The sequence below is a fragment of the Acidovorax sp. NN32 genome, assembly GCF_057597245.1.
Genome location: NZ_CP199679.1, coordinates 2,137,005 through 2,160,141, shown reverse-complemented (window position 1 = coordinate 2,160,141; position 23,137 = coordinate 2,137,005). Strand labels below are relative to the sequence as shown.

The following is a 23,137-nucleotide window of genomic DNA, read 5'->3' as shown; positions in this document are numbered from 1 at the left end:
CTGGCCTGTGTACTATGAAAAAAATAGCTACTAGCGCTTACACATCAAGCGCTAGCAGCCAATTTGACCACTACTCTGCTTCGATCTTCGAGCTTTTCACCACCTGCGCCCAGTTGGCAAGGTCCGCCTTGACCTTGTCACCCAGCTGCGCCGGGGTCTGGTAGTCGGCCGTGGCGCCTTGCTCTTGCGCCTTTTGCTGGAAGGCCGCGCTTTGCACCACGGTGCGGATGTCGGCAGTGAGCTTGTCCACCACCGGCTTGGGCACTGCAGCGGGTACAAACAACGCGAACCACGACGTGGCATCGACCTTGGGGTAACCCGCCTCGGCCGTGGTGGGCACATCGGGCAGGCTGGGCAGCCGCTGCTTGCCCGTCACGGCCAGCACGCGCAGCTTGCCGCTGGCGATGTGGGGCATGAACGGAGGCGCGGTGCCAAAAGTCAGGTCCACCTGCCCACCCAGCAGGTCCTGCAGCGCGGGGCCCGTTCCTTTGTAGGGCACGTGGACCATCTTGATGCCGCCCTGCTGCTCCAGCATGGCGCCCGTGACATGCTGCAGCGAGCCATTGCCCGACGAGGCGTAGTTGAGCTTGCCAGGGTTGGCCTTGGCATAGGCCATCAGCTCAGGCAGCGTCTTCACGGGCAGGTCGTTGCGCACCACGATGATCTGCGGGGCCGAGATCACGTTGGCCACGGGCTGAAAGTCGGCCTGGTCCCACTGCTTTTGTTTGGTGATGTGGGGCGAGATGACGTGGTAGCCCGAGTACTGCATGAACACGGTGTAACCATCGGGCTCGGCGCGTTTGACGATGCTGGCGGCAATATTGCCGTTGCCACCGCCCTTGTTGTCCACGATGACCGACTGGCCCAGCACCGGCGCCAGGGCCTGGGCCAGCATGCGGGCCGACAGGTCGGTGGTGCCACCTGCGGCGGTGGGCACCACCATGGTCACTGTCTTGGTAGGGTAGGCGCCTTGCGCCAGGGCAGAACCCCAAAAGCCGGTGGCGATGGCCGCCAGGGCCAGGGACGTGAATTGCTTGCGATGCAGGTTCATGCGATGTCTCCGCTTTCTCTGTTGTTGAATATCGTTCCGGGGCGGCGGCTGGGCAGCCAGCACCCGCCATAGCCATCTCAGGCGCTCAATCCACGGTGGCGCCGGTGTCCTTCACCACGCGGCTCCACTTGGGCAGGTCGGACTGCACCAGCGCCGCCAGTTGGGCTGCCGTGCCCTTGAAGGGTTCACAGCCCACGGTAGCCAGCTTGTCCACCACGTCCTTGTGCTCCAGCGCCCGGGCCACCTCGGCCTGCAGCTGGGCCACGATGGGCGCACGCGTGCCGGCCGGGGCAAACAACGCGTACCAGGGCGCCTGGCCAAAGCCCCTGATCGTCTCGCCAATGGTGGGCGCATCGGGCAGCGCAGCCACGCGCTTTTCATTGACCACGCCCAGCACCTTGAGCTTGCCCGCCTTGATGAAGGCGATGGCCGACGGCAGGCTTTGCACCGACAGCGGCACCTGCCCACCCACCACGTCGGTGGCGGCTGCGGCAGAGCCCTTGTACGGGATGTGCTGCAGCTGGATGCCAGCGGCCTTTTGCAGCATCTCGCCGATCAGGTGGTTCAGCGTGCCGTTGCCCGCCGAGGCAATCGAATACTTGCCAGGGCTGGCCTTGGCCAAGTTCACCAGCTCGGCCACGTTGTTGGCGGGAAAAGACGGGTGCGCCACCAGCACATAACCGGCCGTGGCGACAGGGGCCACGGGGGCAAAATCCTTCACCGGGTCAAAGCCGGGGTTCTTGTACAGCGCGGGGCCAATCACATGGGCGCTGTCGGCCGTCAGCAGCAGGGTGTAGCCATCGTTGCGCGCGCGGGCCGTGGTGCCCGTGGCCAGGGTGCCTCCCGCACCAGGGCGGTTTTCCACGATCACGCTCTGGCCCAGTTGCTCGCCGAGCTTTTGCGCCACCACGCGCGCAATGGCGTCATTGGCGCCTCCCGCAGCCTGGGGCACGACCACGGTGATGGGCTTGGACGGGTACTTGTCCTGCGCGCCTGCTGCCAAGGCAGCAGAGCACAACATAGCCGCCGTGAAGAGTCGGCGGGACAGCATCGGTTGAAATGTCATGGCTTTTGTCTCCTGTTGTTGTGAATGAATGCAGGCTCGCCCGCATTCAACGCGAAAGCGCTCTTTCGCGGATGGCGTCGAAATCCGCAGGTACCGAATGCAGCGCCAGGCGCGGACCCGCCTTGGCGATCTGACTCGGAATGTCGTGGCCGATGAGCACAGGCAACTGCTGCGCCGCTGCCACCAGCCGGGCCAGGTCCACGCCCGTGTCGTAGCCCATCAGCGCCAGCGCATGCACGATCTCTTCGCTGCACACATTGCCGCTGGCGCCGGGCGCATACGGGCAGCCGCCCAGGCCGCCCAGCGAGGCATCGAACCGGTCCGCACCCGCGTCGATGGCCACCAGCACATTGGCCAGCCCCATGCCGCGCGTGTTGTGGAAATGCAGGGTGAACTCCACCCCCGGCCAGCGCGCGCGGGCGGCCGCCGTGATCTGGTGCACCTGCGTGGGGTATGCCATGCCCGTGGTGTCGCACAGCGTGATGCCACGCACGCCCATATCCACAAAACGCTGCACCCAGCCGAACACATCGGCCTGGGTTACATCGCCTTCCATGGGGCAGCCAAACACACAGGACAGCGACACATTCACCGCCACGTTGTCGCCCTGCGCCAGCGCCACCACCTGCGCCAGCGCCGCAAACGACTGTTCCTGCGTCATGCGCAGATTGGCCAGGTTGTGTGTGGCGCTGACCGACATGACCAGGTTCAACTCGTCCGTGCGCGACTCGATGGCACGCTCTGCCCCTCGAAGGTTGGGCACCAACGCGGTGTAGACCGTGCCAGGGCTGCGCGTGATCTCGCGCATGACGACCTCGGCGTCTTTCAGCGCGGGAATGGCGGTGGGCGATGTGAAAGAAGTCACCTCGATCTTGGACAGGCCCGCTGCCGACAGCGCATTGCACAGCGCGATCTTGTCGGCCGTGGGCACAAAGGCCTTCTCCATCTGCAGGCCGTCGCGCAGGCCGACCTCCTGCATGTGGATGCGGCGGTTCGCGCCTTGCCACACGGTGTTGGATGCACTCATTGAATGACCCCCTTGCTGCGCAGCAGGGCGATCTGTTCGGCCGTCAAACCTGCCTCGGCCAGCACCGCATCGGTGTCATCGCCCAAATGCGGCGCACTGCTGCGGATGGTTCCGGGCGTGCCCGAGAGCTTGGGCACGATGCCCGGCACTTCCACGCTGTAGCCGTCGCGCGTCTGCTGCGTCAGCAGCATGTCGCGGGCGCGGTAGTGCGGGTCTTCGGCGATGTCCTTGGCGGTGTAGACCTTGCCCGCCGGCACGCGGGCGGCGCCCAGCGCGTCCAGCACCTGCTGCACGGTGCGCTGCGCGCTCCAGGCGCCAATCGCAGCGTCGATCTCTTCCACGCGGGCCACGCGGCCGGTGTTGTTGGCCAGGTCCGGCGCGGCGCCCAAGTCGGGCCGGCCGATGGCATCCATCAGCCGCTTGAAAATGCTGTCGCCATTGCCCGCCACCAGTACCCAGCCGTCCGTGCAAGGATAGGCGTTGCTCGGCGCAATGCCCGGCAGCGCGCTGCCCGCAGCCTCGCGCACGGCGCCAAAGGCGCTGTATTCGGGGATCAGGCTTTCCATCACGTTGAACACCGCCTCGTGCAGCGCAACGTCGATCACCTGGCCTTTGCCGCCGTTGACCTTGCGGTGGTACAGCGCCGTGAGCACGCCGATGGTGCCGTGCAGCGCCGCCAGCGTGTCGCCAATCGACACCCCCACGCGCACCGGCACGCGGCCGGGCTCGCCGGTCAGGTGGCGCAGGCCGCCCATGGCCTCGCCAATGGCGCCAAAGCCCGGCAGGTCGCGGTACGGCCCCGTCTGTCCGTAGCCCGAGATACGCAGAATGACCAGGCCGGGGTTGAGCGCATGCAGTTCCTCGGGCGACATGCCCCAGCCTTCGAGCGTGCCGGGGCGGAAGTTTTCGACCAGCACATCGGCCTCGGCAATCAGCTGGCGGGCTATTACTTGGCCCTCTTTCTGGCGCAGGTCCAGCGCCACCGAGCGCTTGTTGCGCGACTGCACCTGCCACCAGACGGAGGTGCCTTCCTTGATCAGGCGCCAGTTGCGCAGCGGGTCGCCGGTCTCGGGCGCTTCGATCTTGATCACGTCGGCGCCAAACTCGCCCAGCGTCTTGCCGCAGAACGGCCCGGCAATCAGCTGGCCCATTTCGATGACGCGCACGCCTTGCAGTGCGGCGGGGGATGCAATGGAATCCATGGAAATGTGTGTCTCCTGCGGGCGGTGATGCTGGGCGGGAATGATGCGCACCTGCGGCCCTCCTGCAAAACGCTCAAGCAACAAGCCACCATCGCAATCCGGCATGGCAATAGTCCACTGAATCACAGAAATCAGCGGTGCGCCGGGGTTGCAGCGGGATGCGCGGCAAGGCGCCTGGGGCAGCCAAGGCAGGCCGCCTTGGCAAGCCAGGCAACGCCGGCGCGCGCTCGCTGCAACCCCGGCCCGCAGGGTGAGTGTCTGGCAAGGCCGCACTCGTCGTTGCCGTGCTCGCCGGGTGTGCAACCCGGCTCCGCCCGGCGTCTAGATTGCAGCCTTGCCAGACCCTCACGCACCGCCGATTTCTGTGATTCAGTGGACTACGCGGCTTGCTACCATCGGTGCCCCATGAAACTCGACCCCGTCTCCCTGCGCCTGTTCGTTGCCGTGATGGAAGAAAACACCATCGCCGCTGCAGCCGCGCGCGAGCATCTGGCCGCATCGGCCGTGAGCCGCCGCCTGGCCGACTTGGAAGACGCGCTGCAGGTGGCCTTGTTCACCCGCAGCAACAAAGGCACCGAGCCCACCGCCGCCGCGTTTGCGCTGCTGAACCTGGCGCGCGGTGTGCTGAACGATCTGGACGGCATCGCCACGCAGATGCGCGACTACGGCACGGGCGTGCGCGGCCATGTGCGTGTGGTGGCCAATATTTCGGCCATCACGCAGTTTTTACCCGCCGAGTTGCAGAGCTTTCTGGAGCAACACCCGCAGGTGGATGTGCGGCTGCAGGAGCAGATCAGCACCGCGATTGCCCAGTCCGTGGCCGAGAACGCCGCCGACGTGGGCATCCTCAACGAAGGCAGCTACGGCGAACGCGTGACGCTGCTGCCCTACCGCACCGACGAACTGGTGCTGGTGGTACCCACCGGCCACGCGCTGGTGCGGCGCAAGTCCGTGCGCCTGGCAGACGCCCTGCCTTTTGACTTTGTGGGCGCGCACCCGGGCAGCGCCATCAACAACCAGCTGACCCGCGCGGCCGCCGAGGCCGGCCTGCCACTGCGCCTGCGCATGCAGGTGACGAGCTACGACGCGCTGTGCCTCATGGTCAACGCGGGCCTGGGCGTAGGCGTGATGCCCCGTGGCAGCGCCGCGCTGTACCGGGGCACGCTGGCCATCCGCACCGTCACGCTGAACGAGACCTGGGCGCAGCGGCGGCTGGCGCTGTGTGTGCGGTCTGAAGAAGCGCTCTCCAGCGTTGCCCGGCTGCTGGTGGAGCACCTGCGCGCGCAGCCAACGGGGCCATCACCATGAGCCGCCCCCTGCCCCCGCTCCAGTGGGATGTGTTCTGCCGCGTAATCGACAACTTTGGCGACATCGGCGTGTGCTGGCGCCTCGTGGCGCAACTGGCCGCGCTGGGCCACCGCGTGCGCCTGTGGGTGGACGACGCTTCGGCCCTGCAGTGGATGGCGCCCCAAGGCTGCCCCGGCGTGGAGTTGCGCGCCTGGGGTTCGCCACCACCGAGCCCTGATGAACCCGCCCCCGATGTGATGGTGGAGGCCTTCGGCTGCGACATTGCTCCTGAATTCATAGCTTACAGCGCTTATCCATCCAGCGCTAGAGGCCAAAAATCCTCCAAACCAGTCTGGATCAACCTGGAATACCTGTCGGCAGAAGCTTACGTGGAGCGCAACCACAGGCTGCCGTCGCCCATCCTGTCCGGCCCCGCCGCAGGGTGGACGCGCTGGTTCTTCTACCCTGGCTTCACGCCCGGCACGGGCGGCTTGCTGCGCGAACCCGACCTGATGGCACGGCGCGAGGCGTTTGACCGCAGCGCCTGGCGTGCAGAACACGCCGCCGCCTTCGGGCTGGGCGATGGTTGCGCCGAGCAGCGCTGGGTTTCGCTGTTCTGCTACGAACCCGCCGCCTTGCCGGAGCTGCTGCGGCACAGCCAGACGCGGCCCACACAGTTGCTGGTGACTCCGGGCCGCCCCACGGCCGCCGTGCGGGCTGCATTGGCTGAGGGCTGTGATCAAGATATCGCTCAAAAGGGTCTCCAACGCTTATCTGACAAGCGCGATCAGCTATCAATTTCATATCTACCCCACCGCCCCCAGCCTGCGTTTGACGAGATGCTCTGGGCCTGTGACTTCAACGCCGTACGTGGCGAGGACTCGCTGGTGCGGGCGCTGTGGGCGGGCCAGGCGTTTGTGTGGCAGATCTACCCGCAGCATGACAACGCGCACCACGACAAGCTCTGGGCGCTTCTGGACTGGCTGCAGGCCCCCGCCTCGCTGCGGCAGTTCCACGCGACCTGGAACGGACTGGACGCCGAGCCGCTGCAATGGCCCGGCGACGACACCCTGGCCGAGTGGACGGCCTGCACCCAGGCCGCCCGTGCGCGCCTGCTGATGCAGGACAACCTCGTCGCACAACTTTTGGGCTTTGTCGCCGAAAAACGGTAAAATCCGAGGCTTTGCGCAAATCAGGTACGGCACAGCAGTGCCACCACCCCGCGCACTTTCGCCGCAGAACATGCACCGGCGCGCAAACCAGGCGGTTTGCCAGCCCGCGCGTTGAGCGGCCCCAACCCAAGCAACTTGCTATGAAAATCGCTCAAGAAATCCGCGCCGGCAACGTCATCATGCACGGCAAGGACCCCATGGTGGTCCTGAAGACCGAATACGCCCGCGGCGGCCGCGGTGCAGCCACCGTGCGCATGAAGCTCAAGAGCCTGATCGGCAACTTCGGCACCGAAGTCGTGTTCAAGGCCGACGACAAGATCGACAACGTGATCCTGGACAAGAAGGAGTGCACCTACTCCTACTTCGCCGACCCCATGTACGTGTGCATGGACACCGAGTACAACCAGTACGAAGTGGAAGCCGAAAACATGGGCGACTCGCTGAACTACCTGGAAGACGGCATGACCGTGGAAGTGGTGTTCTACGACGGCAAGGCCATCTCGGTCGAACTGCCCACCAGCGTCGAGCGCGAAATCACCTGGACGGAACCCGCCGTCAAGGGCGATACCTCCGGCAAGGTCATGAAGCCTGCCAAGATCGCCACCGGCTTTGAAGTGCCCGTGCCCCTGTTTGTCAGCCAAGGCGACAAGATCGAAATCGACACCCGCACCGGCGAATACCGCAAGCGCGTGTAAGCTGCCCTGCGCAGTTCTCCCTTGCGGGAGAACGATGACCCGTCCTGAATAGCGTTGACACCCAGGACGGTTTAAAACTCCAGCCGGACTATCCGGCCAACGACGCCCGATGCACCGCATCGGGCGTTTGCATTTTCAGCGATAGGTGTGGCCGCTCGCAGTTGTAGATGCGCACCGACTGCTCGACCATGCGTCTGGCCTGGGCGAGATCCGCAGGGCGCTGCAACAAGAGTTCGGTCTTCAGAATGCCGTTGACCCGCTCGGCCAGCGCGTTCTGGTAGCAGTCGTAACCGTCGGTCATCGAGCAGATCACTCCGTGGCGCTTGTGCAGGGCCTGGTAATACGTCGAGCAGTACTGGATACCCCTGTCGGAGTGGTGCACCAGCTGCCGACTGCTCTGTCGCCCCGATAGCGCCATCTTCATGGCCTGCGCCACCTCCTCGGTCTGCATGCTCTCATGCACGTGCCAGCCGACGATCTTCCTGGAGTACGCATCCGTGACCAGACTCAGGTAGACGAACTTGCCGTGTGTGGGCAAGTAGGTGATGTCTGCTACCCAGACCTGTTCGCTGGCGCTGGCGCGAATCTGCTGTGGCCCGGCTTTGAGCAGGTTGGGGTGGCGCCTGAAGCGGTGGTGGCTGTTGGTGGTCTTGTGGTACGCCCGCCGGGGCGCCACCAGCAGCCTGGCGTTGCGCAGGACGTCGAACATCGCATCCCGGCCCAGACCTATTCCCTGGCGCTGCAGCGGCTCCTGCAGCAGGTAGTGCAGCTTGCGCGTGCCGATGCGTGGCTGACGCATGCGCTGCTCGCGCACCAACTCCACCACCGCCTGCGCATTCGCGAGGTGATCGGCCTCTCGGCGCCTGCCCTGGTAGTACGCCTGACGGCTGTGGCCCATATGCTGGCAAGCCCTCTTCACGCTCAACCCTGCGATGAGTTTTTGCGAGAGAACTTGCCCAAAGGCTTTTTTACGACGCGCACCCCGTAGTCCTTGCGCAGCACATCGATGACGGCTTCAAACAGCCTGGCCTTCTCCTGCGCCTGCTCGAGCTGCACCTGCAGCGCCTTGATCTGCTGCTCGGGCGTGAGCGGTCCTTTGGTCTTGTCTAGTGGCATGGCTGCGGATGATGCCGCCGGACTCCAGCCCAGGCGGCCGTGCTTGCGCAGCCACACCAACACCGTCGAGCGGCCCTGAATGCCGTAGCGCTGCTGCGCCTCTTTGTACGTGAGCTCGCCTCTTTCTACCTGCTCCACCACCGCCAATTTAAAGGCCAGCGTGTAGTCGCGCTGCGTGCGTTTGACACTCGATTTCATGACACATGCCCTTTTGAAAGGTCCACGTGTCAACGCTGGGTAGGACGGGTCAGACCCACACCCATGCAAGAGCCATCCAAGCCGCTGACACCCGAGCAGCGCATCAAGGAGCTGGAGGTGCAACTGAAGCAGGCGCAGGAGAAAGCGCAGTTCTTTGAGGCGGTGATCCATGTGCTCAAGCGCGAACATGGGGTAACCATCACAAAAAAGCCTGCTGGCAAGTCCTCCAAGAAAAGCTCGTCCAAGGGCTGAGCGTTGTGAGGGCTTGCCAGTACATGGGCATCAGTCGGCAGGCGCACTACAAGGCCCTGGCCTGCCAACGGCTGCGCGATGAACAACAGGCCAGCGTAGTGGCCATGGTCGATGAGAAGCGGCGACACCAGCCGCGCATCGGCACACGCAAGCTGCACTTCATTCTGAAGGAGCCGCTGCAGCACGCGGGCATCAAGCTCGGCCGCGATGCCTTGTTCGACATCCTGCGTCATGAACGGATGCTGGTCTTGCCCAAGCGGGCGTACCACAAGACCACCAACAGCCACCATCGCTTCCGGCGCCATCCCAACCTGCTTAAAGACACAGCAGCCAAGGTGGTACCTAGCGGCTGCGAACAGCTGTGGGTGGCAGACATTACCTACCTGCCCACCAAAGAAAAACCGGCTTACCTGAGCCTGGTAACGGATGCCTATTCCCGCAAGATCGTGGGCTGGCATGTACATGAAGGGCTGGAGACTGCTCAGGTCAGCCAGGCGCTGAAAATGGCTCTGCGCAACAGGCAGACCAGCCAGAAGCTGGTGCACCACTCTGATCGGGGCATCCAATACTGTTCGGCGGAGTACCAACGCATCCATGACCGCCATGAGATCACCTGCTCGATGACCGATGGCTACGACTGCTACCAGAATGCCTTGGCAGAACGGGTTAACGGCATCCTGAAGATGGAATTCCTGCTGCACCGCCCGGCAAACCTTGAGCAGGCCAAGACCATGGTGAGCGAGTCAGTGCGTCTATACAACGAGCAGCGGCCCCACCTGTCCCTAGAATACAAAACGCCCGATGCGATGCACCGGGCGTCTCTTGCAAGCCAATTGCGGCTGGGATTCAATCCCGCATAGGTGTCAACCTATTCCAGGACGGGTCACATTTTAGCTGCCAGCGCTCATCCTGAAAGCGCCAACAGCTATCAAATATATAGCTATCAAATGGGTTGCGCCACCAGATCGTGCCCACGCACGCCGACAATGCGCGCCTTGGTGAACTCGCCCACCTTCATGGTCTTGCTGATCTTCTCGGGCGGCAGCAGCTGCACGGTGCCGTCGATCTCGGGCGCATCCGCATAGGTGCGGCCCACACCGCCCTTGCGGCCCAGGCCGGGAGCCGAATCCACCAGCACCTGCATGGTGGCGCCCACGCGGCGCTGCAGCTTGGCAATCGACACCTCTTCGGCCACAGCCATGAAGCGGGCACGGCGCTCTTCGCGCACTTCCAGAGGCAACATGCCCGGCAGCTCATTGGCAGCAGCACCCGTCACATCACTGTAGGCAAAGCAGCCCGCACGGTCGATCTGCGCCTCGCGCACAAAATCGAGCAGGTGCTGGAACTCTTCTTCCGTCTCGCCAGGGAAGCCAGCGATAAAGGTGCTGCGGATCACGATCTCGGGACAGGCCTCGCGCCAGCGCTGGATGCGCTCCAGGTTGCGCTCGCCGCTGGCCGGGCGCTTCATGCGCTTGAGCACGTCGGGATGACTGTGCTGGAAAGGCACATCCAGGTAGGGCAGCACGCGGCCCGTGGCCATGAGCGGGATCACCTCGTCCACGCTGGGGTACGGGTACACGTAGTGCAGCCGCACCCAGGCGCCGTAGGGCTCGGCGATCTCGCCCAGCGCCTGCACCAGCTCCAGCATGCGCGTCTTGACCGGCTTGCCGTCCCAGAAGCCGGTGCGGTACTTCACATCCACACCGTAGGCCGACGTGTCCTGGCTGATGACCAGCAACTCCTTGACGCCACCTTCAAACAGGGCCTTGGCCTCGCTGAGCACATCGCCAATGGGCCGCGACACCAAGTCACCGCGCATGGAGGGGATGATGCAGAAGGTGCAACGGTGGTTGCAGCCTTCGCTGATCTTGAGGTACGCATAGTGCTTGGGCGTGAGCTTGATGCCCGCAATACCAAAGCTGCCCGGCACCAGGTCCACAAACGGGTCGTGCGGCTTGGGCAGGTTCAGGTGGACGGCATCCATCACCTCTTGTGTGGCATGCGGACCGGTCACGGCCAGCACGCTGGGGTGCATCTGGCGCACCATGTTGCCGCCGTCGTCGCCCGTGCGGGCGCCCAGGCAGCCGGTGACGATGACCTTGCCGTTCTCGGCCAAGGCTTCGCCAATGGTGTCTAGGCTTTCCTTGACGGCGTCGTCAATGAAGCCGCAGGTGTTGACGATGACCAGGTCCGCGCCCTGGAAGGTCTTGGAGGTTTCGTAACCCTCCGCGCTCAGCTGCGTGAGAATCAACTCGGAATCGGTCAGTGCCTTGGGGCAGCCCAGGCTGACGAATCCGACTTTGGGAGTTTTGGTGGGGGCAATTGCTTCGCTCATATCCCCGTATTGTCCCAGTTCCGGCGTCAGACCGGTGGGACGGGCAATTGCCTGCAATGCTTGCGACTCGCCGCGACCTATGAAACTGGCGCGCTCCTAGGCCAGCGGCCACCGCGCAAGGGCCGCCCCGCCGCGCTGGCGGCGTCCCCCTGGGGGGAAGCCGCGAAGCGGCTCAGGGAGGCTACCGCTTGAGTCCAAACGCGCCCAGCATCTGCTCCGTCTGCTTTTGCATCTGCTCCTGCATCTGCGTGAGCATGGACTGCGACTGCTCCACATAGTTGCCCATCATGCCCTTGAGCATGGGCGATTGCAGGCTCATGAACTGGGCCCACATCTCTGGCGTCACGCTCTGCGACTGCTCGGCCAGCTTGGCCTGAACGTCGGTAAACGCCTGTACGTTCTTCTCCAGGTACGCGCCCATGAAACCCTGCATGGCATGGCCATAAAAACGGATGATGTTGGCCAGCACCGCCTCGGTGAACATGGGTGCGCCACCGGCCTCTTCTTCCAGAATGATCTGCAGCAGAATGCTGCGCGTGAGGTCTTCGCCCGTCTTGGCGTCGCGCACTACCACCTGCTGGTTGGCCATGACCAACTGGCGCACCTCGGCCAGGGTGATGTAGGTGGAGGTGTCTGTGTCGTACAGACGGCGATTGGGGTATTTTTTGATGACACGCTGCGCCGACTTGGGCGCGGCACTTTTCTGTTCGGACACGACGAACTCCTCGGGCTGGAAGCCCATGTATTGCAGTGCAGCACATTCTAGGGAACGGGCAGCCCGGCACCAGCAAAGGAATACCCTGATGACTAGCTGCGCACCACTGTCGCTGGGGTGACACTTGCCAGGCCCGGTAGCATCACCACGCTAGGCGCAGCCGTCACAGGCCTGCACCAGCCCATCAACCGGTGCGGCGCACCGTCTGACAGCTGAATACGTTTGCCGGTGCGATAGTGGGCGTTTGCCCTCCTTTCCACACGATGCTCGAAAGTTTGCAGCTCTCCCCCTGGCTCGCTACGGCGGTAGCGGCCTTGTTTGCCACGACCTTGGCAGCCATCGCCCATCGGATGGTCGCCATCATCCTGCGCCGCGCAACAACCCCCCTCCCCGTGGTGCAGACCGTGGTGCTGGCATGCATACCGGTCATGCGGATTCTGCTGCCGTTGATCGCGCTGCAACTGGTATGGCAAGCCGCCAGCGATGATCTGCCGTACATCGGCGGTATCCGCCATCTCAATGGCCTGGCGGTGATTGGCGGGGCCTGCTGGCTGCTGATTGCCGCAATTGGCGGCCTGGCCAATGGGGTCATTGCCCAACACCCCGCAGATGTGGAAGACAACCTCACCGCCCGACGCATCGCCACCCAGGCACGCGTGCTGTCGCGCACGGCGATGACCGGCGTGGTGATGGCGGGCCTCGCGCTCATGCTCATGACTTTTCCAGGGGCCCGGCAAGTAGGTGCCAGTTTGCTCGCGTCGGCCGGGGTGGTGGGGATTGTGGCGGGCATTGCAGCGCGCCCGGTCTTCAGCAACATGATCGCCGGCCTGCAGATCGCGCTGGCCCAGCCCATCCGTATCGACGATGTGCTCATCGTCGAAGGGGAATGGGGGCGGGTAGAAGAAATCACCAGCACCTATGTGGTGCTGCGCATCTGGGACGAGCGGCGCTTGATCATCCCGCTGCAGTGGTTTATTGAAAACCCGTTTCAAAACTGGACACGCACCAGCTCTGAAATCCTGGGAACCGTTTTCCTGTTTGCCGACTATCGCCTGCCGCTGGACCCGCTGCGGGCCGAATTGCAGCGGGTGCTGGAAACCGCACCAGAGTGGGACAGGCGAGTGAACGTTCTGCAGCTCACCGATGTGACCGAGCGCACCATCCAGATCCGCGTGCTGGTCTCCGCACGATCATCCGGCCTGGCGTTCGACCTGCGGTGCCGGGTGCGCGAAGCGCTGGTGACCTTCATCCAACGCGAATACCCGGACTGCCTTCCACAAGTGCGTGTGCCTGCACAGGGGGCTGAAGCACCGACAAGAACACTCGCGCAAGAGCCCCCGTTGAAGGCCTAAGCCAAGGCAGCGCTATCGATGCACCCACAAGAAGCCCCGCCACATGTCGCCACGATAACAACCATGCCGGAACACGGGCATTCTTCCTCAATAGCCCATCTTGAAGTACGCCACGGCAAGCACCGCAACGATGGCGGCGAGAGCAGCAAGCCAGAAGATCCGGATGTCGTACAGACCGAGTTCAGGATCAGTGTCCACAAAACCCTGATGGACACTTGAAGAATTGGATGGAGTGTTCATGGTGGCATCCCTTCTCTTTGAAGCCACCAAAGTTATCGCGACCCCGTGCGTCTTCGTGTCAGACAAAAACCAATTCATTGATTTGCCGCCAGGCACGCAGGCGCCATCACTCTCGGTGAACCCAATGGGTGCAAGGAGCCAACAAAGAAGTTCGTCGGTATCCCCAGGGCGATGAACGACCGCGACGCCCGACATCGCATAAAAAAGAGGACTGATTCGAGCGCGACCAAAGAAAAAGCCACCTGTAAAAAGGTGGCTTTGTGCTTTTTGAAACCTGGTCAAGGTTTCCACAAGTTTTTCAGTGGTCTGAAAGCTGGTTTCCTTCAGGGAAAAACTTGGTAGGCGCGATTGGACTCGAACCAACGACCCCCACCATGTCAAGGTGGTGCTCTAACCAGCTGAGCTACGCGCCTGTCGTTGTTTAGACCACGATTATAGCCATAAAAATCGAGTGCTTCGATCAAAACAGCACAGCAAACGGCAAAGAGATGTTCGTGGGTCTTGTTCCATGCCTACCGTCCCGCCACTCAGCGTCTGCGCGCGGAGCGCACACCGGGCACGCCGGCCACGATGCCCAACACCTTGTTCAGCCGGCCCGAATCGGCAACCTCCACCGTGAAGGTCATCCACGCCGTGCCTTTCACCGACTGCGTCTGCACGCCGATCACATTGGTCTTCTCGCGCGCAAAGACTTCGGAGATATCGCGCAGCAGGCCCTGACGGTCGGCGGCTTCCACGGCGACGTCCACGGGGTACACGGCAGCCAGTGCAGCCGATTTGGAGGTGGAGCCCCACTCCACATCGATCACCCGCTCAATGCTGCGTGCGGCCATTTCGCGGAAGTTGCTGCAGTCGGCCCGGTGCACGCTCACGCCCTTGCCCCGCGTGACAAAACCACGGATCAGGTCCGGCGGGGCTGGCTTGCAGCACTTGGCCAGCTGGGTCATCAGCGAGTCAATGCCCACCACCAGCACACCGCCCTTGGGTGCGGCATCGTTGGTGCGTGTTTTCTTGAGCAACAAATAGTCGTCGGGCTGCAAAACCGGCTCGGGCGGTCGCAGCACCGTTTCGATGTTGCGCAGCGAGAATTCATCCTTGCCCACCACTTCGAACAAGGCATCGGCGGACTTGAAGCCCAGTTGCACCGCCAGATCGTCGAGCTTGATGGCAGTCTTGCCCTCGCGCTGCAGCAGCTTTTCGACCGCCTCGCGCCCACGGGCCACGGTTTCGTGTGTGGCCTGGGCGTTGAACCAGGCACGCACCTTGGCTTTGGCGCGGTTGCTGGTGAGGTAGCCCAGCTCAGCATTGAGCCAGTCGCGTGAGGGGCGGCCTTCCTTGACGGTGGATATCTCCACCGTCTGTCCGTTTTGCAGCGGTGTATTGAGCGGCACCATCGCGCCGTCCACCCGGGCGCCCCGGCAACGGTGCCCGACACTCGTGTGCACGGCATACGCAAAGTCCACCGGTGTGGCGCCCTGGGGCAGCTCCACCACAGCAGCATCTGGGGTCAGCACATAGATGCGGTCTTCAAACAGGCCCCGGTTGGGCAAGGCACCCGACAGATCGCGCTCCCAGGCCAACAACTGGCGCAGCACCGCAATCTTGGCGTCGTATTCACCCGTGGCCGAAACCCCTGCATAGCCCTTGCTGCCTGCCTCTTTGTAGGCCCAATGCGCCGCCACTCCGTGCTCCGCATGGTCGTGCATGGCCTGGGTACGGATCTGGATCTCGATGGGCTTGCCGTTGTCGTCGCGCACGATGGTGTGCAGCGACTGGTAGCCATTGGGCTTGGGCTTGGCGATGTAGTCGTCAAACTCCTCCACGATGGGCTTGAACTGCTCGTGCACCCAGCTCAGGGCCGCGTAGCAGTCCTTCACCGTGGGCACCACCACGCGCAGCGCGCGGATGTCAAACACCTGATCGAAGTTGAGCGACTTGCCGCGCATCTTCTTGACGATGCTGTAGATGTGCTTCGGGCGCCCCTGCACGCTGGCGCTGATGCTGCGCGCGCGCAAATCGGCCTCCAGCCGCCCACGCAGCTGCTCCATGTACACCTCGCGCTCGCCCCGCTTTTCGTCGAGCAGGCGGGCCACTTCCTTGTAGGTGTCAGGCTCCAGGAAGCGAAAGGACAGGTCCTCCAGCTCCCACTTGACCTGCCAGATACCAAGGCGGTTGGCCAGCGGTGCAAACACCTGCAGCGACTCGCGCGCCAGGCTGGGCGATACGGGGCGCTTGCTGGCCGCATGAAAGCGCAGCGTCTGCAGGCGCGAGGCCAGGCGCAGCATCACCACACGCAGGTCGCGCGAGAAGGCGAGCAGCATCTTGCGCACGTTCTCAGTCTGCACGGCGGGGTCTTCCAGGTGCTCTGCGGTGCGGGCCTGCTGCTGCACGCGCATGAGCTTGGTGGTCTCTACCGCCAGCGCGGCAAAGTTGGCACCAAAGGCCTTGGCGATCACCTCTTCAGGCTTGTTCAGATGAATGCATGCATGCACCAGATAGCTGGCGGCCTGCATGGCCTCCGAGCCGCCAATGCCCTTGAGGATGGCAGCTACAGCGTCGGCGTGGGCCAGCGTGTTTTCGCCGGAATCCAGCGTTTCGCCAGCCATCAAGGGCTCGGCAAACGCGCGCGCACGCGCCAGCGCGTTCACCTGCTCAGGCAGGGTGTGTGCGGTAGCGGCAATGAGCTGGGGGACGGCGTCGGCCTGGGGTGTGTGGGACGCCTGTGCGGGAGGGTAGGTTTTCATCCGGCCACAACACCTTCCGCCGAAAGCAAAAAGCCGGTGACCACAGCCACCTGATCGCCCGCCACCAGCGTGGGAGCATGCCCCACGCCTTCAAATTCGACCACGTGTGCCCGGGGCCCGCGCTGCGCCATGGCCTGCGCGGTTTCGCGAAAGAGCAGGTCAGACTGCGCACCGCGCAACAGCAAGGTGCGGGCCGTGATGTGGTCATACAGCTGCCACAGCATGGCCTCACCAGCCACTGCGGACTCTTGCGTGAGTGTTTTGAACGGCACCGCGATGGCCGGGTCATAGTGCAGCGTGATGCCACCACCCGCAGATTCCGGCAACGCGCGCACCATGGCACGCGACAGTTCCAGCCACTGCTCGGGTGTATGGGGGCCAAAGCTGGTGGAAATCGCCCACATGGCGTCGGCCGCCTGCTGGAGCGACTCGAACCGTGCCTGTTGCCCCAGGTACAAGCCGATGCGCTGCAGGGCCTCCCACTGGATGACGGGGCCCACGTCGTTGAGTACCAGCCTGCGCACAGGCACCGGCAAAGGCAGCCCCGGCTGGCCCGCAATGCCCATGCCGATGAGCCCCCCCATGCTGGTGCCCACCCAGTCGAGGGTGGTGATGGGGGCCTGCTGGTGCACCTGGGCCAGCAGAGCCAGCATGTCGGCGGCGTACTGAGGAATCTGGTAGCCCATGGGGTCAGCCAGCCAGTCGCTCTGGCCGCGCCCGACCACGTCGGGGCAGATCACGCGGGCATGCTGGCTCAACGCACGGGCCAGGGTGTCGAAGTCGCGCCCCTGGCGCGAGAGGCCATGCACACAGACCACCACATGGGGATGCGCCGGGTTGCCCGTGGCATTCCACTCCCAATACGCCATGCGATGGTGTGTAGCCGCAGATGCGGAGGAGTTACCGGAAGACACCACAGGCGCCCCCGGGCCAGGGCACAGTACGTAGTTCAGCGTAGGTTCAATCATGGGTGCGAAATCCGGGGGCAGCGCTCGATAATGCAGGAGCCGTCGGCACCCATTGTTCGTTCATGCGTGCCGACTTTTTCTTGCGTTGCATCGTAATTCATTCGGAGAGACTCACATGCTGAAAGGCAAAACCGCCCTCGTCACCGGCTCCACCAGTGGCATTGGTCTTGGCATCGCCAAGGCGCTGGCCCGCCAAGGTGCCAACATCGTGCTCAATGGCTTTGGCGATGTGGATGGCCCCCGCGCCGAGGTGCTGGCAGCTGGCGAAGCCGCTGGCGCCAAAGTGGGTTACCACGGTGCAGACATGAGCCGGGTGGCCGACATCGAGGACATGATGAAGTACAGCGCCGCGCAGTTCGGGCGCGTGGACATCCTGGTGAACAACGCAGGCATCCAGCACGTGGCCAATGTGGAAGACTTCCCCGTGGAGCGCTGGGATGCAGTGATCGCCATCAACCTCACAAGCGCCTTTCACACATCGCGCCTGGCGCTGCCGGCCATGAAGAGTGCCAACTGGGGCCGCATCATCAACGTGGCATCGGTGCACGGCCTGGTGGGCTCGGCACAGAAGGCTGCGTACGTGGCGGCCAAACACGGCATCGTGGGTCTGACCAAGGTGACGGCGCTGGAGAACGCCACCAGCGGCGTGACCTGCAACGCCATCTGCCCTGGCTGGGTGCTGACGCCCCTGGTGCAAAAACAGGTGGATGCCAAGGCGGCCGAACACGGCCTGTCGAACGAAGACGCCAAGAAGCTGCTGCTGGGCGAAAAAGAGCCGTCCATGCAGTTCACCACGCCCGAAGAACTGGGCGAGCTGGCTGTGTTCTTCTGCTCCCCCGCCGCCAACAATGTGCGTGGCGTGGCATGGAACATGGATGGCGGCTGGGCAGCGCAGTGAGAAAGCACGCGCGAGCGTCTGATCGCTGGTGGCATGCCCGCACAGGCGCCCGGTAAATTGCAAAATTGATAGCCTCCAGCGCTTACCAGATATGCGCTGGCGGCCAATATTGCCTAAAAAATCAGCGCATCTGCACCGAACCCGACACGTTCACGATGACCTGGGCCTTGCCCGCTTCGACCGGCACGGCGGAATCAGAGAACGAGCCCGCCTTGGCCTCCATGGCCATCATGCGCGGACGTGGCCCGGGCACCATCTCATTGCTGTTCACCGCCACCTCGCGCAGGCTGTAGTTGCTGAAGCCAAAACCCTTGGCCAGTTCGGCCGCGCGTGCCTTGAACTGTTCGATGGCCTGGGTCTGGGCTTCGCCCTCCACCTTGGCCCGGGCCTCGCGCGACAGGCCGAAAGCCACATTGCTGATGGCCAGCGTCTGGATCTTGCCGGCCGTGGCCGTGATGCGCCCGAAGTCGCGGCCTTCCAGCACCAGCTCGGCACGACCCTGCCAGCCGTTGATCTTCCCGTCCTTGCCATAACGCGGGTACAGCCCGAAGGGGCCGGTACGCACATCGAGCTGTCCGGGCTGGGCGTTGCGCTTGGCTTCGGCCAGGGCTGCGTCCAGCGCCTGCTTGAGCTGTGTCTGTACCGTGGCGGCGTCGGCAGCCTCCTTGCTGGTGGCAAGGTTGAGCACCAGCAGGTCCTGCTGCACCTCCACCGTGCCCGTGGCCGACAGCTGCACGACATTGCGCAGCTCGGGGGGTGGAGAATTTTGAGCAAAAGAGGCACCAGCGCAAGCAATCAAAACGCCAGCAGCTATCAATTTAGTAGTAATTTTCATCACAAAGGTGTCCTTGATATCGGTGCACGGCCCGGGGCCGGGCCATGCGGGGCACCACCTTAACCGCACTGCCCATGCGTTGCGATGAAGCCCCTCCACCGCGCGTGCGAAGCTGGGCAAAACTTGTAACAGTTGGTCAAACCCAGCCCCAAAACCCGAACTTCGGCGTTCCAAGTGGTCAGAATCGGCTCTGTTACAAATTGGACTTGGGATCAAGATGGCCACAACAACCAATCGCACCGACAAAGTTCTGGTGGTGGACGACGATGCACGAATCCGTGATCTGCTGCGCCGCTACCTCACGCAGGAAGGCTTTGAAGTCATGGTCGCCGAAGACGGCAAGGCGCTTAACCGCCTTCTGCTGCGCGAAACCGTGGACATCATCGTGCTCGACCTGATGATGCCGGGCGAAGACGGGCTTTCCATCTGCCGCCGCCTGCGTGCCGCCAATGACCGCACCCCCATCATCATGCTCACCGCCAAAGGCGAGGACGTGGACCGCATCGTGGGCCTGGAAGTGGGCGCCGACGACTACCTGGGCAAGCCCTTCAACCCCCGCGAACTGTTGGCCCGCATCCACGCTGTGCTGCGCCGCCGCCCCGCACAGGAAGCGCCTGGCGCCCCCTCGGGCGACAACGAGGTCGTGACCTTTGGTCCCTTTACCTTCGACCTGGGCACCCGCGCACTGCAGCGCAATGGCGAAGAACTGCCCCTGACCACCGGCGAATTTGCCATGCTCAAGGCGCTGGTGCGCCACCCACGCCAGCCCCTTTCGCGCGAAAAGCTGGCCCTGCTGGCCCGTGGCCGCGAGTTTGAGCCGTTTGACCGCAGCCTGGACGTGCAGGTCTCGCGCCTGCGCAAGCTGGTGGAGGTGGATGCCGCCGCCCCGCGCTACATCCAGACCGTGTGGGGGGTAGGCTACGTGTTCGTGCCGGACGGAACCAGCTGACCCCTCTTTCCTTGCCTGTATGCACAATTCCGACGGCAATTCGAGGTCGAGATCTTCATCATCGGTCCGGCAGTCCGTGACCGCTTCCCCCGACGCCACCAGCCCCGCCCCCCTGGAGTCCTTGCGACAGGCCCGGGAGCAGCGGGCGCGTGTGGGCCTCAATCTCTTCTGGCGCACTTTCTTCCTGCTGGCGCTGCTGTTGGTGGGGAGCATTCTGGCGTGGCTGCAGACCCTGCGGGCGCTGGAGTTCGAGCCGCGCACCCTGCACACCGCGCAGCAGATCGCATCCCTGGTCAACCTGAGCCGCGCAGCGCTGGTGCATTCCGACGCCATTGCTCGTGTGTCGCTCATCAAGACCATGGCCGACCAGGAAGGCGTGCGCATCCTGCCGCGCGAGCCGCGCGACAAGTTCGAGCTTCTGGAGGGCACGGCCCTGGGCAACCGCCTGACCGACGAACTCACCCAGCGCCTGGGGCCCGACACCATCGTGGCGCAGAACGTGAATGGGGAAACCGGCCTGTGGGTCGGCTTCAACATCAATGGCGACCCCAACTGGCTGCTGATGGACCGCTCGCGCTTCAGTCCGGCAGGTGGCCGTACCTGGCTGATCTGGCTGATCACGGCAGGGGCGTTGTCCTTGGCCGGTGCGGCGGCCATTGCGCGGCTGATCAACCGGCCTCTCAAGCAACTCTCCTACGCGGCCAACCGCGTCAAGGACGGCGACTTCGCAGCCAGCCACCTCGACGAGGAAGTGGTGACCAGCGAAATCCGCGAAGTGAACATCGGCTTCAACCGCATGGCGCAAAAATTGGCCAAGCTGGAGCAGGACCGCGCCGTGATGCTGGCAGGCATTTCGCACGACCTGCGCACGCCGCTGGCGCGCCTGCGGCTGGAAACAGAGATGAGCGTGACCGATGAAGTGGCCCGCGAGCACATGGTGGCAGACATCGTGCAGCTCGACGCCACGATCGACAAGTTCCTCGACTACGCTCGGCCGGACCATGTCACGCTGACACCGGTCAACCTGCATGCTGTGGTGTCGTCCTGCGTCTATGCGGTGCAAGACCATCGCGAACTGCAGATCACGATGTCCGTGCCCGAAGACCTCAACGTGCTGGCCGACGAAGTGGAACTGGCCCGCGTGATCTCCAACCTGCTCGAAAACGCGCGGCGCTACGGCAAGGCCGAGGACACCGGTATCACCAACGTGGACATTGCCGCCAAAGGCCGTGAGAACTGGGTGCTGGTCAAACTGCGCGACCATGGCCCCGGCGTGCCACCCGAGCAGTTGTCGAATCTGACCAAGCCCTTCTTTCGCGGTGACTCTGCGCGCACCGCAGCGGCAGGCGCGGGGCTGGGGCTCTCCATCGTGGACAAAACCGTGCAGCGCATGGGCGGCATCTTTGCACTGGCCAACTCCAGCACCGGCGGCCTGGTAGCCCACCTGCAGTTGCAGCGGGCCACTGATCTGCCCGAGGGTGCAGACCCCAAGCAGCGGCTGCAGCGCCCGTCTGTCAAACGCCAGCTGCCGCGGCGTCGCGCCGAAGACCGGATGGCGTGATCGCCCCGCCCTGCCCCATGTACAAAGCTCTCACCTGGAGGGCTTTGTTTTTGGCGCATCCTCTCGACATCCGAAGGTGGCGGCGACCAGACCGCAAGAGCCCTCAGCGCACCATGCAGGGCGCCTTGTTGTTGAACTTCCAGCCTGGGATCAGGAACTGCATGGCAACTGCGTCGTCGCGTGCGCCCAGGCCATGCTGCAAGTACAGGCGGTGGGCACGCTCGACCTCGTCCATGTCCAGCTCCACGCCCAGGCCGGGCTTCTTGGGCAGCTGGATGAAGCCGTCCTTGATCTGGAACGGCTCCTTCGTCAGCCGCTCACCGTCCTGCCAGATCCAGTGCGTGTCAATCGCCGTCACGCGGCCAGGGGCGGCGGCGCCCACGTGGGTGAACATGGCCAGCGAGACGTCGAAATGGTTGTTCGAGTGCGAACCCCAGGTCAGGCCGAAGGCCTGGCACATCTGCGCCACGCGGACCGACCCGGCCATGGTCCAGAAGTGCGGGTCGGCCAGCGGGATGTCCACCGACTGCAGGGCCAGGCTGTGCGCCATTTCGCGCCAGTCGGTGGCGACCATGTTGGTGGCGGTGGGCAAGCCCGTGGCGCGGCGAAATTCCGCCATCACCTCGCGGCCCGAAAACACGCCTTCGGCGCCGCAGGGGTCTTCGGCATAGGCCATCACGCCGTGCAGATCACGCGTGAGGCGAATCGCATCTTTCAGCAACCAGCCGCCATTGGGGTCCAGCGTGACGCGCGCTTCGGGAAAGCGCTCATGCAGCGCGCGGATGGCCTCGACCTCTTCCTCGCCGCGCAGCACGCCGCCCTTGAGCTTGAAGTCGGCAAAGCCATAGCGCTCGTACGCCGCCTCGGCCAGGCGCACGATGCCGTCGGCCGACATGGCCTTCTCGTTGCGCAGGCGGAACCAGTCGTTGTCGGCACCGGGCTCGGTGCGGTAGGCCAGGTCGGTCTTTTCGCGGTCGCCCACGTAGAACAGGTAGCCCAGCATCTGCACCGCCTCGCGCTGCACGCCGTCGCCCAGCAGCGCGGCCACCGGCACATCCAGGTGCTGGCCCAGCAGGTCCAGGAAGGCGGACTCCACGGCCGTGACGGCGTGGATGGTGATGCGCAGATCAAAGGTTTGCAGGCCGCGTCCGCCTGCATCGCGGTCGGCAAACTGCGCGCGCATGGCGTTGAGCACGGCGTTGTGGTGCCCGATGGGGCGGCCCATGATCAGCGATCGCGCATCCTCGATGGTCTGGCGAATCTTCTCGCCGCCGGGCACCTCGCCCACCCCGGTGTTGCCCGCGCTGTCGCGCAGGATGAGCAGGTTGCGCGTGAAGAAGGGGCCGTGTGCGCCGCTCAGGTTCATGAGCATGCTGTCGTGGCCCGCCACGGGCACCACGCGCAGCTCGGTGACAACGGGGGTGCTGGCGACGGAAGGGATGGAGGAGGTGGTCATGGTGGTCTGGAAACGAAG

19 protein-coding genes, 1 tRNA gene and 1 pseudogene are annotated in these 23,137 nt (G+C 64.1%); 8 read left to right on the top strand and 13 right to left on the bottom strand.

Annotation, left to right across the window (positions count from 1 at the left end; genetic code table 11):
• Positions 1–70: 70 nt before the first annotated feature.
• From ACT89O_RS10020 to ACT89O_RS10005, 4 genes are all read right to left on the bottom strand, one after another.
• The gene (locus ACT89O_RS10020; RefSeq protein ID WP_121419688.1) at positions 71–1,051 is read right to left on the bottom strand and encodes a Bug family tripartite tricarboxylate transporter substrate binding protein; all 981 of its coding nucleotides are present in this window, start codon (positions 1,049–1,051) and stop codon (positions 71–73) included.
• 85 nt (positions 1,052–1,136) lie between these two features.
• Entirely contained in the window at positions 1,137–2,117 is a 981-nt protein-coding gene (locus tag ACT89O_RS10015; protein WP_487262501.1) for a Bug family tripartite tricarboxylate transporter substrate binding protein, read from the bottom strand.
• A 46-nt stretch (positions 2,118–2,163) separates the two neighbouring features.
• The gene (locus ACT89O_RS10010) at positions 2,164–3,144 is read right to left on the bottom strand and encodes a hydroxymethylglutaryl-CoA lyase (RefSeq protein WP_487262500.1); all 981 of its coding nucleotides are present in this window, start codon (positions 3,142–3,144) and stop codon (positions 2,164–2,166) included.
• Positions 3,141–4,346 (bottom strand): CaiB/BaiF CoA transferase family protein, encoded by a 1,206-nt coding sequence (locus ACT89O_RS10005; protein ID WP_487262499.1) that lies wholly within the window; start codon positions 4,344–4,346, stop codon positions 3,141–3,143. The genes ACT89O_RS10010 and ACT89O_RS10005 overlap by 4 nt, the downstream gene beginning before the upstream one ends.
• A gap of 405 nt (positions 4,347–4,751) precedes the next feature.
• On the opposite strand from ACT89O_RS10005, the gene ACT89O_RS10000 reads away from it, so the two are divergent.
• From ACT89O_RS10000 to efp, 3 genes are all read left to right on the top strand, one after another.
• Positions 4,752–5,654, top strand: a complete 903-nt coding sequence (locus ACT89O_RS10000) for a LysR family transcriptional regulator (RefSeq protein WP_142145203.1) — start codon at positions 4,752–4,754, stop codon at positions 5,652–5,654.
• A complete protein-coding gene (earP, locus tag ACT89O_RS09995; protein ID WP_487262498.1) occupies positions 5,651–6,805 on the top strand; it encodes an elongation factor P maturation arginine rhamnosyltransferase EarP in 1,155 nt (384 codons plus the stop codon). The genes ACT89O_RS10000 and earP overlap by 4 nt, the downstream gene beginning before the upstream one ends.
• A 140-nt stretch (positions 6,806–6,945) precedes the next feature.
• Complete coding sequence (gene efp / locus ACT89O_RS09990; RefSeq protein ID WP_008906801.1) at positions 6,946–7,500, top strand: elongation factor P; 555 nt, start codon at positions 6,946–6,948, stop codon at positions 7,498–7,500.
• Between the two features lie 88 nt (positions 7,501–7,588).
• Here efp and ACT89O_RS09985 read toward each other — a convergent pair.
• Positions 7,589–8,814, bottom strand: a protein-coding gene (locus ACT89O_RS09985; RefSeq protein ID WP_487262497.1) for an IS3 family transposase whose coding sequence is annotated in 2 segments (ribosomal slippage) — positions 7,589–8,457 and positions 8,457–8,814 — 1,227 coding nt in all. Because the reading frame shifts where the segments join, the coding sequence is not laid out codon by codon here.
• Positions 8,815–8,856: 42 nt separating this feature from the next.
• Here ACT89O_RS09985 and ACT89O_RS09980 point away from each other — a divergent pair.
• A pseudogene (locus ACT89O_RS09980) lies at positions 8,857–9,926 on the top strand (IS3 family transposase); the annotation flags it as partial.
• An 83-nt stretch (positions 9,927–10,009) separates the two neighbouring features.
• Here the strand turns inward: ACT89O_RS09980 and rimO are convergent.
• Both rimO and phaR read right to left on the bottom strand, forming a co-directional pair.
• Positions 10,010–11,401, bottom strand: coding sequence for a 30S ribosomal protein S12 methylthiotransferase RimO (gene rimO / locus ACT89O_RS09975; protein WP_487262496.1), 1,392 nt, complete (start codon positions 11,399–11,401; stop codon positions 10,010–10,012).
• 181 nt (positions 11,402–11,582) lie between these two features.
• A complete protein-coding gene (gene phaR / locus ACT89O_RS09970; RefSeq protein WP_055402453.1) occupies positions 11,583–12,143 on the bottom strand; it encodes a polyhydroxyalkanoate synthesis repressor PhaR in 561 nt (186 codons plus the stop codon).
• A 236-nt stretch (positions 12,144–12,379) separates the two neighbouring features.
• Between phaR and ACT89O_RS09965 the strand changes: the two genes are divergently transcribed.
• Entirely contained in the window at positions 12,380–13,468 is a 1,089-nt protein-coding gene (locus ACT89O_RS09965; RefSeq protein WP_487262495.1) for a mechanosensitive ion channel family protein, read from the top strand.
• Between the two features lie 87 nt (positions 13,469–13,555).
• Here ACT89O_RS09965 and ACT89O_RS09960 read toward each other — a convergent pair whose 3' ends face one another.
• The 4 genes from ACT89O_RS09960 to ACT89O_RS09945 all read right to left on the bottom strand — a co-directional run bounded on the left by ACT89O_RS09960 (position 13,556) and on the right by ACT89O_RS09945 (position 17,420).
• The gene (locus tag ACT89O_RS09960) at positions 13,556–13,999 is read right to left on the bottom strand and encodes a hypothetical protein (RefSeq protein ID WP_487262494.1); all 444 of its coding nucleotides are present in this window, start codon (positions 13,997–13,999) and stop codon (positions 13,556–13,558) included.
• A 45-nt stretch (positions 14,000–14,044) separates the two neighbouring features.
• Positions 14,045–14,121: transfer RNA gene (locus ACT89O_RS09955), tRNA-Val, on the bottom strand.
• 114 nt (positions 14,122–14,235) lie between these two features.
• The gene (locus tag ACT89O_RS09950; protein ID WP_228894684.1) at positions 14,236–16,452 is read right to left on the bottom strand and encodes a RelA/SpoT family protein; all 2,217 of its coding nucleotides are present in this window, start codon (positions 16,450–16,452) and stop codon (positions 14,236–14,238) included.
• A complete protein-coding gene (locus ACT89O_RS09945) occupies positions 16,449–17,420 on the bottom strand; it encodes an alpha/beta fold hydrolase (RefSeq protein WP_487262493.1) in 972 nt (323 codons plus the stop codon). The genes ACT89O_RS09950 and ACT89O_RS09945 overlap by 4 nt, the downstream gene beginning before the upstream one ends.
• Positions 17,421–17,535: 115 nt before the next feature.
• On the opposite strand from ACT89O_RS09945, the gene ACT89O_RS09940 reads away from it, so the two are divergent.
• Entirely contained in the window at positions 17,536–18,318 is a 783-nt protein-coding gene (locus ACT89O_RS09940; RefSeq protein ID WP_121506865.1) for a 3-hydroxybutyrate dehydrogenase, read from the top strand.
• Between the two features lie 121 nt (positions 18,319–18,439).
• Here ACT89O_RS09940 and ACT89O_RS09935 read toward each other — a convergent pair whose 3' ends face one another.
• Positions 18,440–19,153: an SIMPL domain-containing protein gene (locus ACT89O_RS09935; RefSeq protein ID WP_487262492.1), complete on the bottom strand. Its 714-nt coding sequence runs from the start codon at positions 19,151–19,153 to the stop codon at positions 18,440–18,442.
• A 217-nt stretch (positions 19,154–19,370) separates the two neighbouring features.
• Between ACT89O_RS09935 and ompR the strand changes: the two genes are divergently transcribed.
• The gene (ompR, locus tag ACT89O_RS09930; protein ID WP_010460834.1) at positions 19,371–20,102 is read left to right on the top strand and encodes an osmolarity response regulator transcription factor OmpR; all 732 of its coding nucleotides are present in this window, start codon (positions 19,371–19,373) and stop codon (positions 20,100–20,102) included.
• 19 nt (positions 20,103–20,121) lie between these two features.
• Positions 20,122–21,663, top strand: a complete 1,542-nt coding sequence (locus tag ACT89O_RS09925) for an ATP-binding protein (protein WP_228894678.1) — start codon at positions 20,122–20,124, stop codon at positions 21,661–21,663.
• 103 nt (positions 21,664–21,766) lie between these two features.
• Here ACT89O_RS09925 and gudD read toward each other — a convergent pair whose 3' ends face one another.
• A complete protein-coding gene (gene gudD / locus ACT89O_RS09920; protein ID WP_487262491.1) occupies positions 21,767–23,119 on the bottom strand; it encodes a glucarate dehydratase in 1,353 nt (450 codons plus the stop codon).
• Positions 23,120–23,137 lie beyond the last annotated feature (18 nt).

Excerpts from the sequence above, each read along its gene's own strand:
- ACT89O_RS10020 (WP_121419688.1), bottom strand. The coding sequence starts at position 1,051 with ATGAACCTGCATCGCAAGCAATTCACGTCCCTGGCCCTGGCGGCCATC.
- ACT89O_RS10015 (WP_487262501.1), bottom strand. The coding sequence starts at position 2,117 with ATGACATTTCAACCGATGCTGTCCCGCCGACTCTTCACGGCGGCTATG.
- ACT89O_RS10010 (WP_487262500.1), bottom strand. The coding sequence starts at position 3,144 with ATGAGTGCATCCAACACCGTGTGGCAAGGCGCGAACCGCCGCATCCAC.
- ACT89O_RS10005 (WP_487262499.1), bottom strand. The coding sequence starts at position 4,346 with ATGGATTCCATTGCATCCCCCGCCGCACTGCAAGGCGTGCGCGTCATC.
- ACT89O_RS10000 (WP_142145203.1), top strand. The coding sequence starts at position 4,752 with ATGAAACTCGACCCCGTCTCCCTGCGCCTGTTCGTTGCCGTGATGGAA.
- earP (WP_487262498.1), top strand. The coding sequence starts at position 5,651 with ATGAGCCGCCCCCTGCCCCCGCTCCAGTGGGATGTGTTCTGCCGCGTA.
- efp (WP_008906801.1), top strand. The coding sequence starts at position 6,946 with ATGAAAATCGCTCAAGAAATCCGCGCCGGCAACGTCATCATGCACGGC.
- rimO (WP_487262496.1), bottom strand. The coding sequence starts at position 11,401 with ATGAGCGAAGCAATTGCCCCCACCAAAACTCCCAAAGTCGGATTCGTC.
- phaR (WP_055402453.1), bottom strand. The coding sequence starts at position 12,143 with ATGGGCTTCCAGCCCGAGGAGTTCGTCGTGTCCGAACAGAAAAGTGCC.
- ACT89O_RS09965 (WP_487262495.1), top strand. The coding sequence starts at position 12,380 with ATGCTCGAAAGTTTGCAGCTCTCCCCCTGGCTCGCTACGGCGGTAGCG.
- ACT89O_RS09950 (WP_228894684.1), bottom strand. The coding sequence starts at position 16,452 with ATGAAAACCTACCCTCCCGCACAGGCGTCCCACACACCCCAGGCCGAC.
- ACT89O_RS09945 (WP_487262493.1), bottom strand. The coding sequence starts at position 17,420 with ATGATTGAACCTACGCTGAACTACGTACTGTGCCCTGGCCCGGGGGCG.
- ACT89O_RS09940 (WP_121506865.1), top strand. The coding sequence starts at position 17,536 with ATGCTGAAAGGCAAAACCGCCCTCGTCACCGGCTCCACCAGTGGCATT.
- ACT89O_RS09935 (WP_487262492.1), bottom strand. The coding sequence starts at position 19,153 with ATGAAAATTACTACTAAATTGATAGCTGCTGGCGTTTTGATTGCTTGC.
- ompR (WP_010460834.1), top strand. The coding sequence starts at position 19,371 with ATGGCCACAACAACCAATCGCACCGACAAAGTTCTGGTGGTGGACGAC.
- ACT89O_RS09925 (WP_228894678.1), top strand. The coding sequence starts at position 20,122 with ATGCACAATTCCGACGGCAATTCGAGGTCGAGATCTTCATCATCGGTC.
- gudD (WP_487262491.1), bottom strand. The coding sequence starts at position 23,119 with ATGACCACCTCCTCCATCCCTTCCGTCGCCAGCACCCCCGTTGTCACC.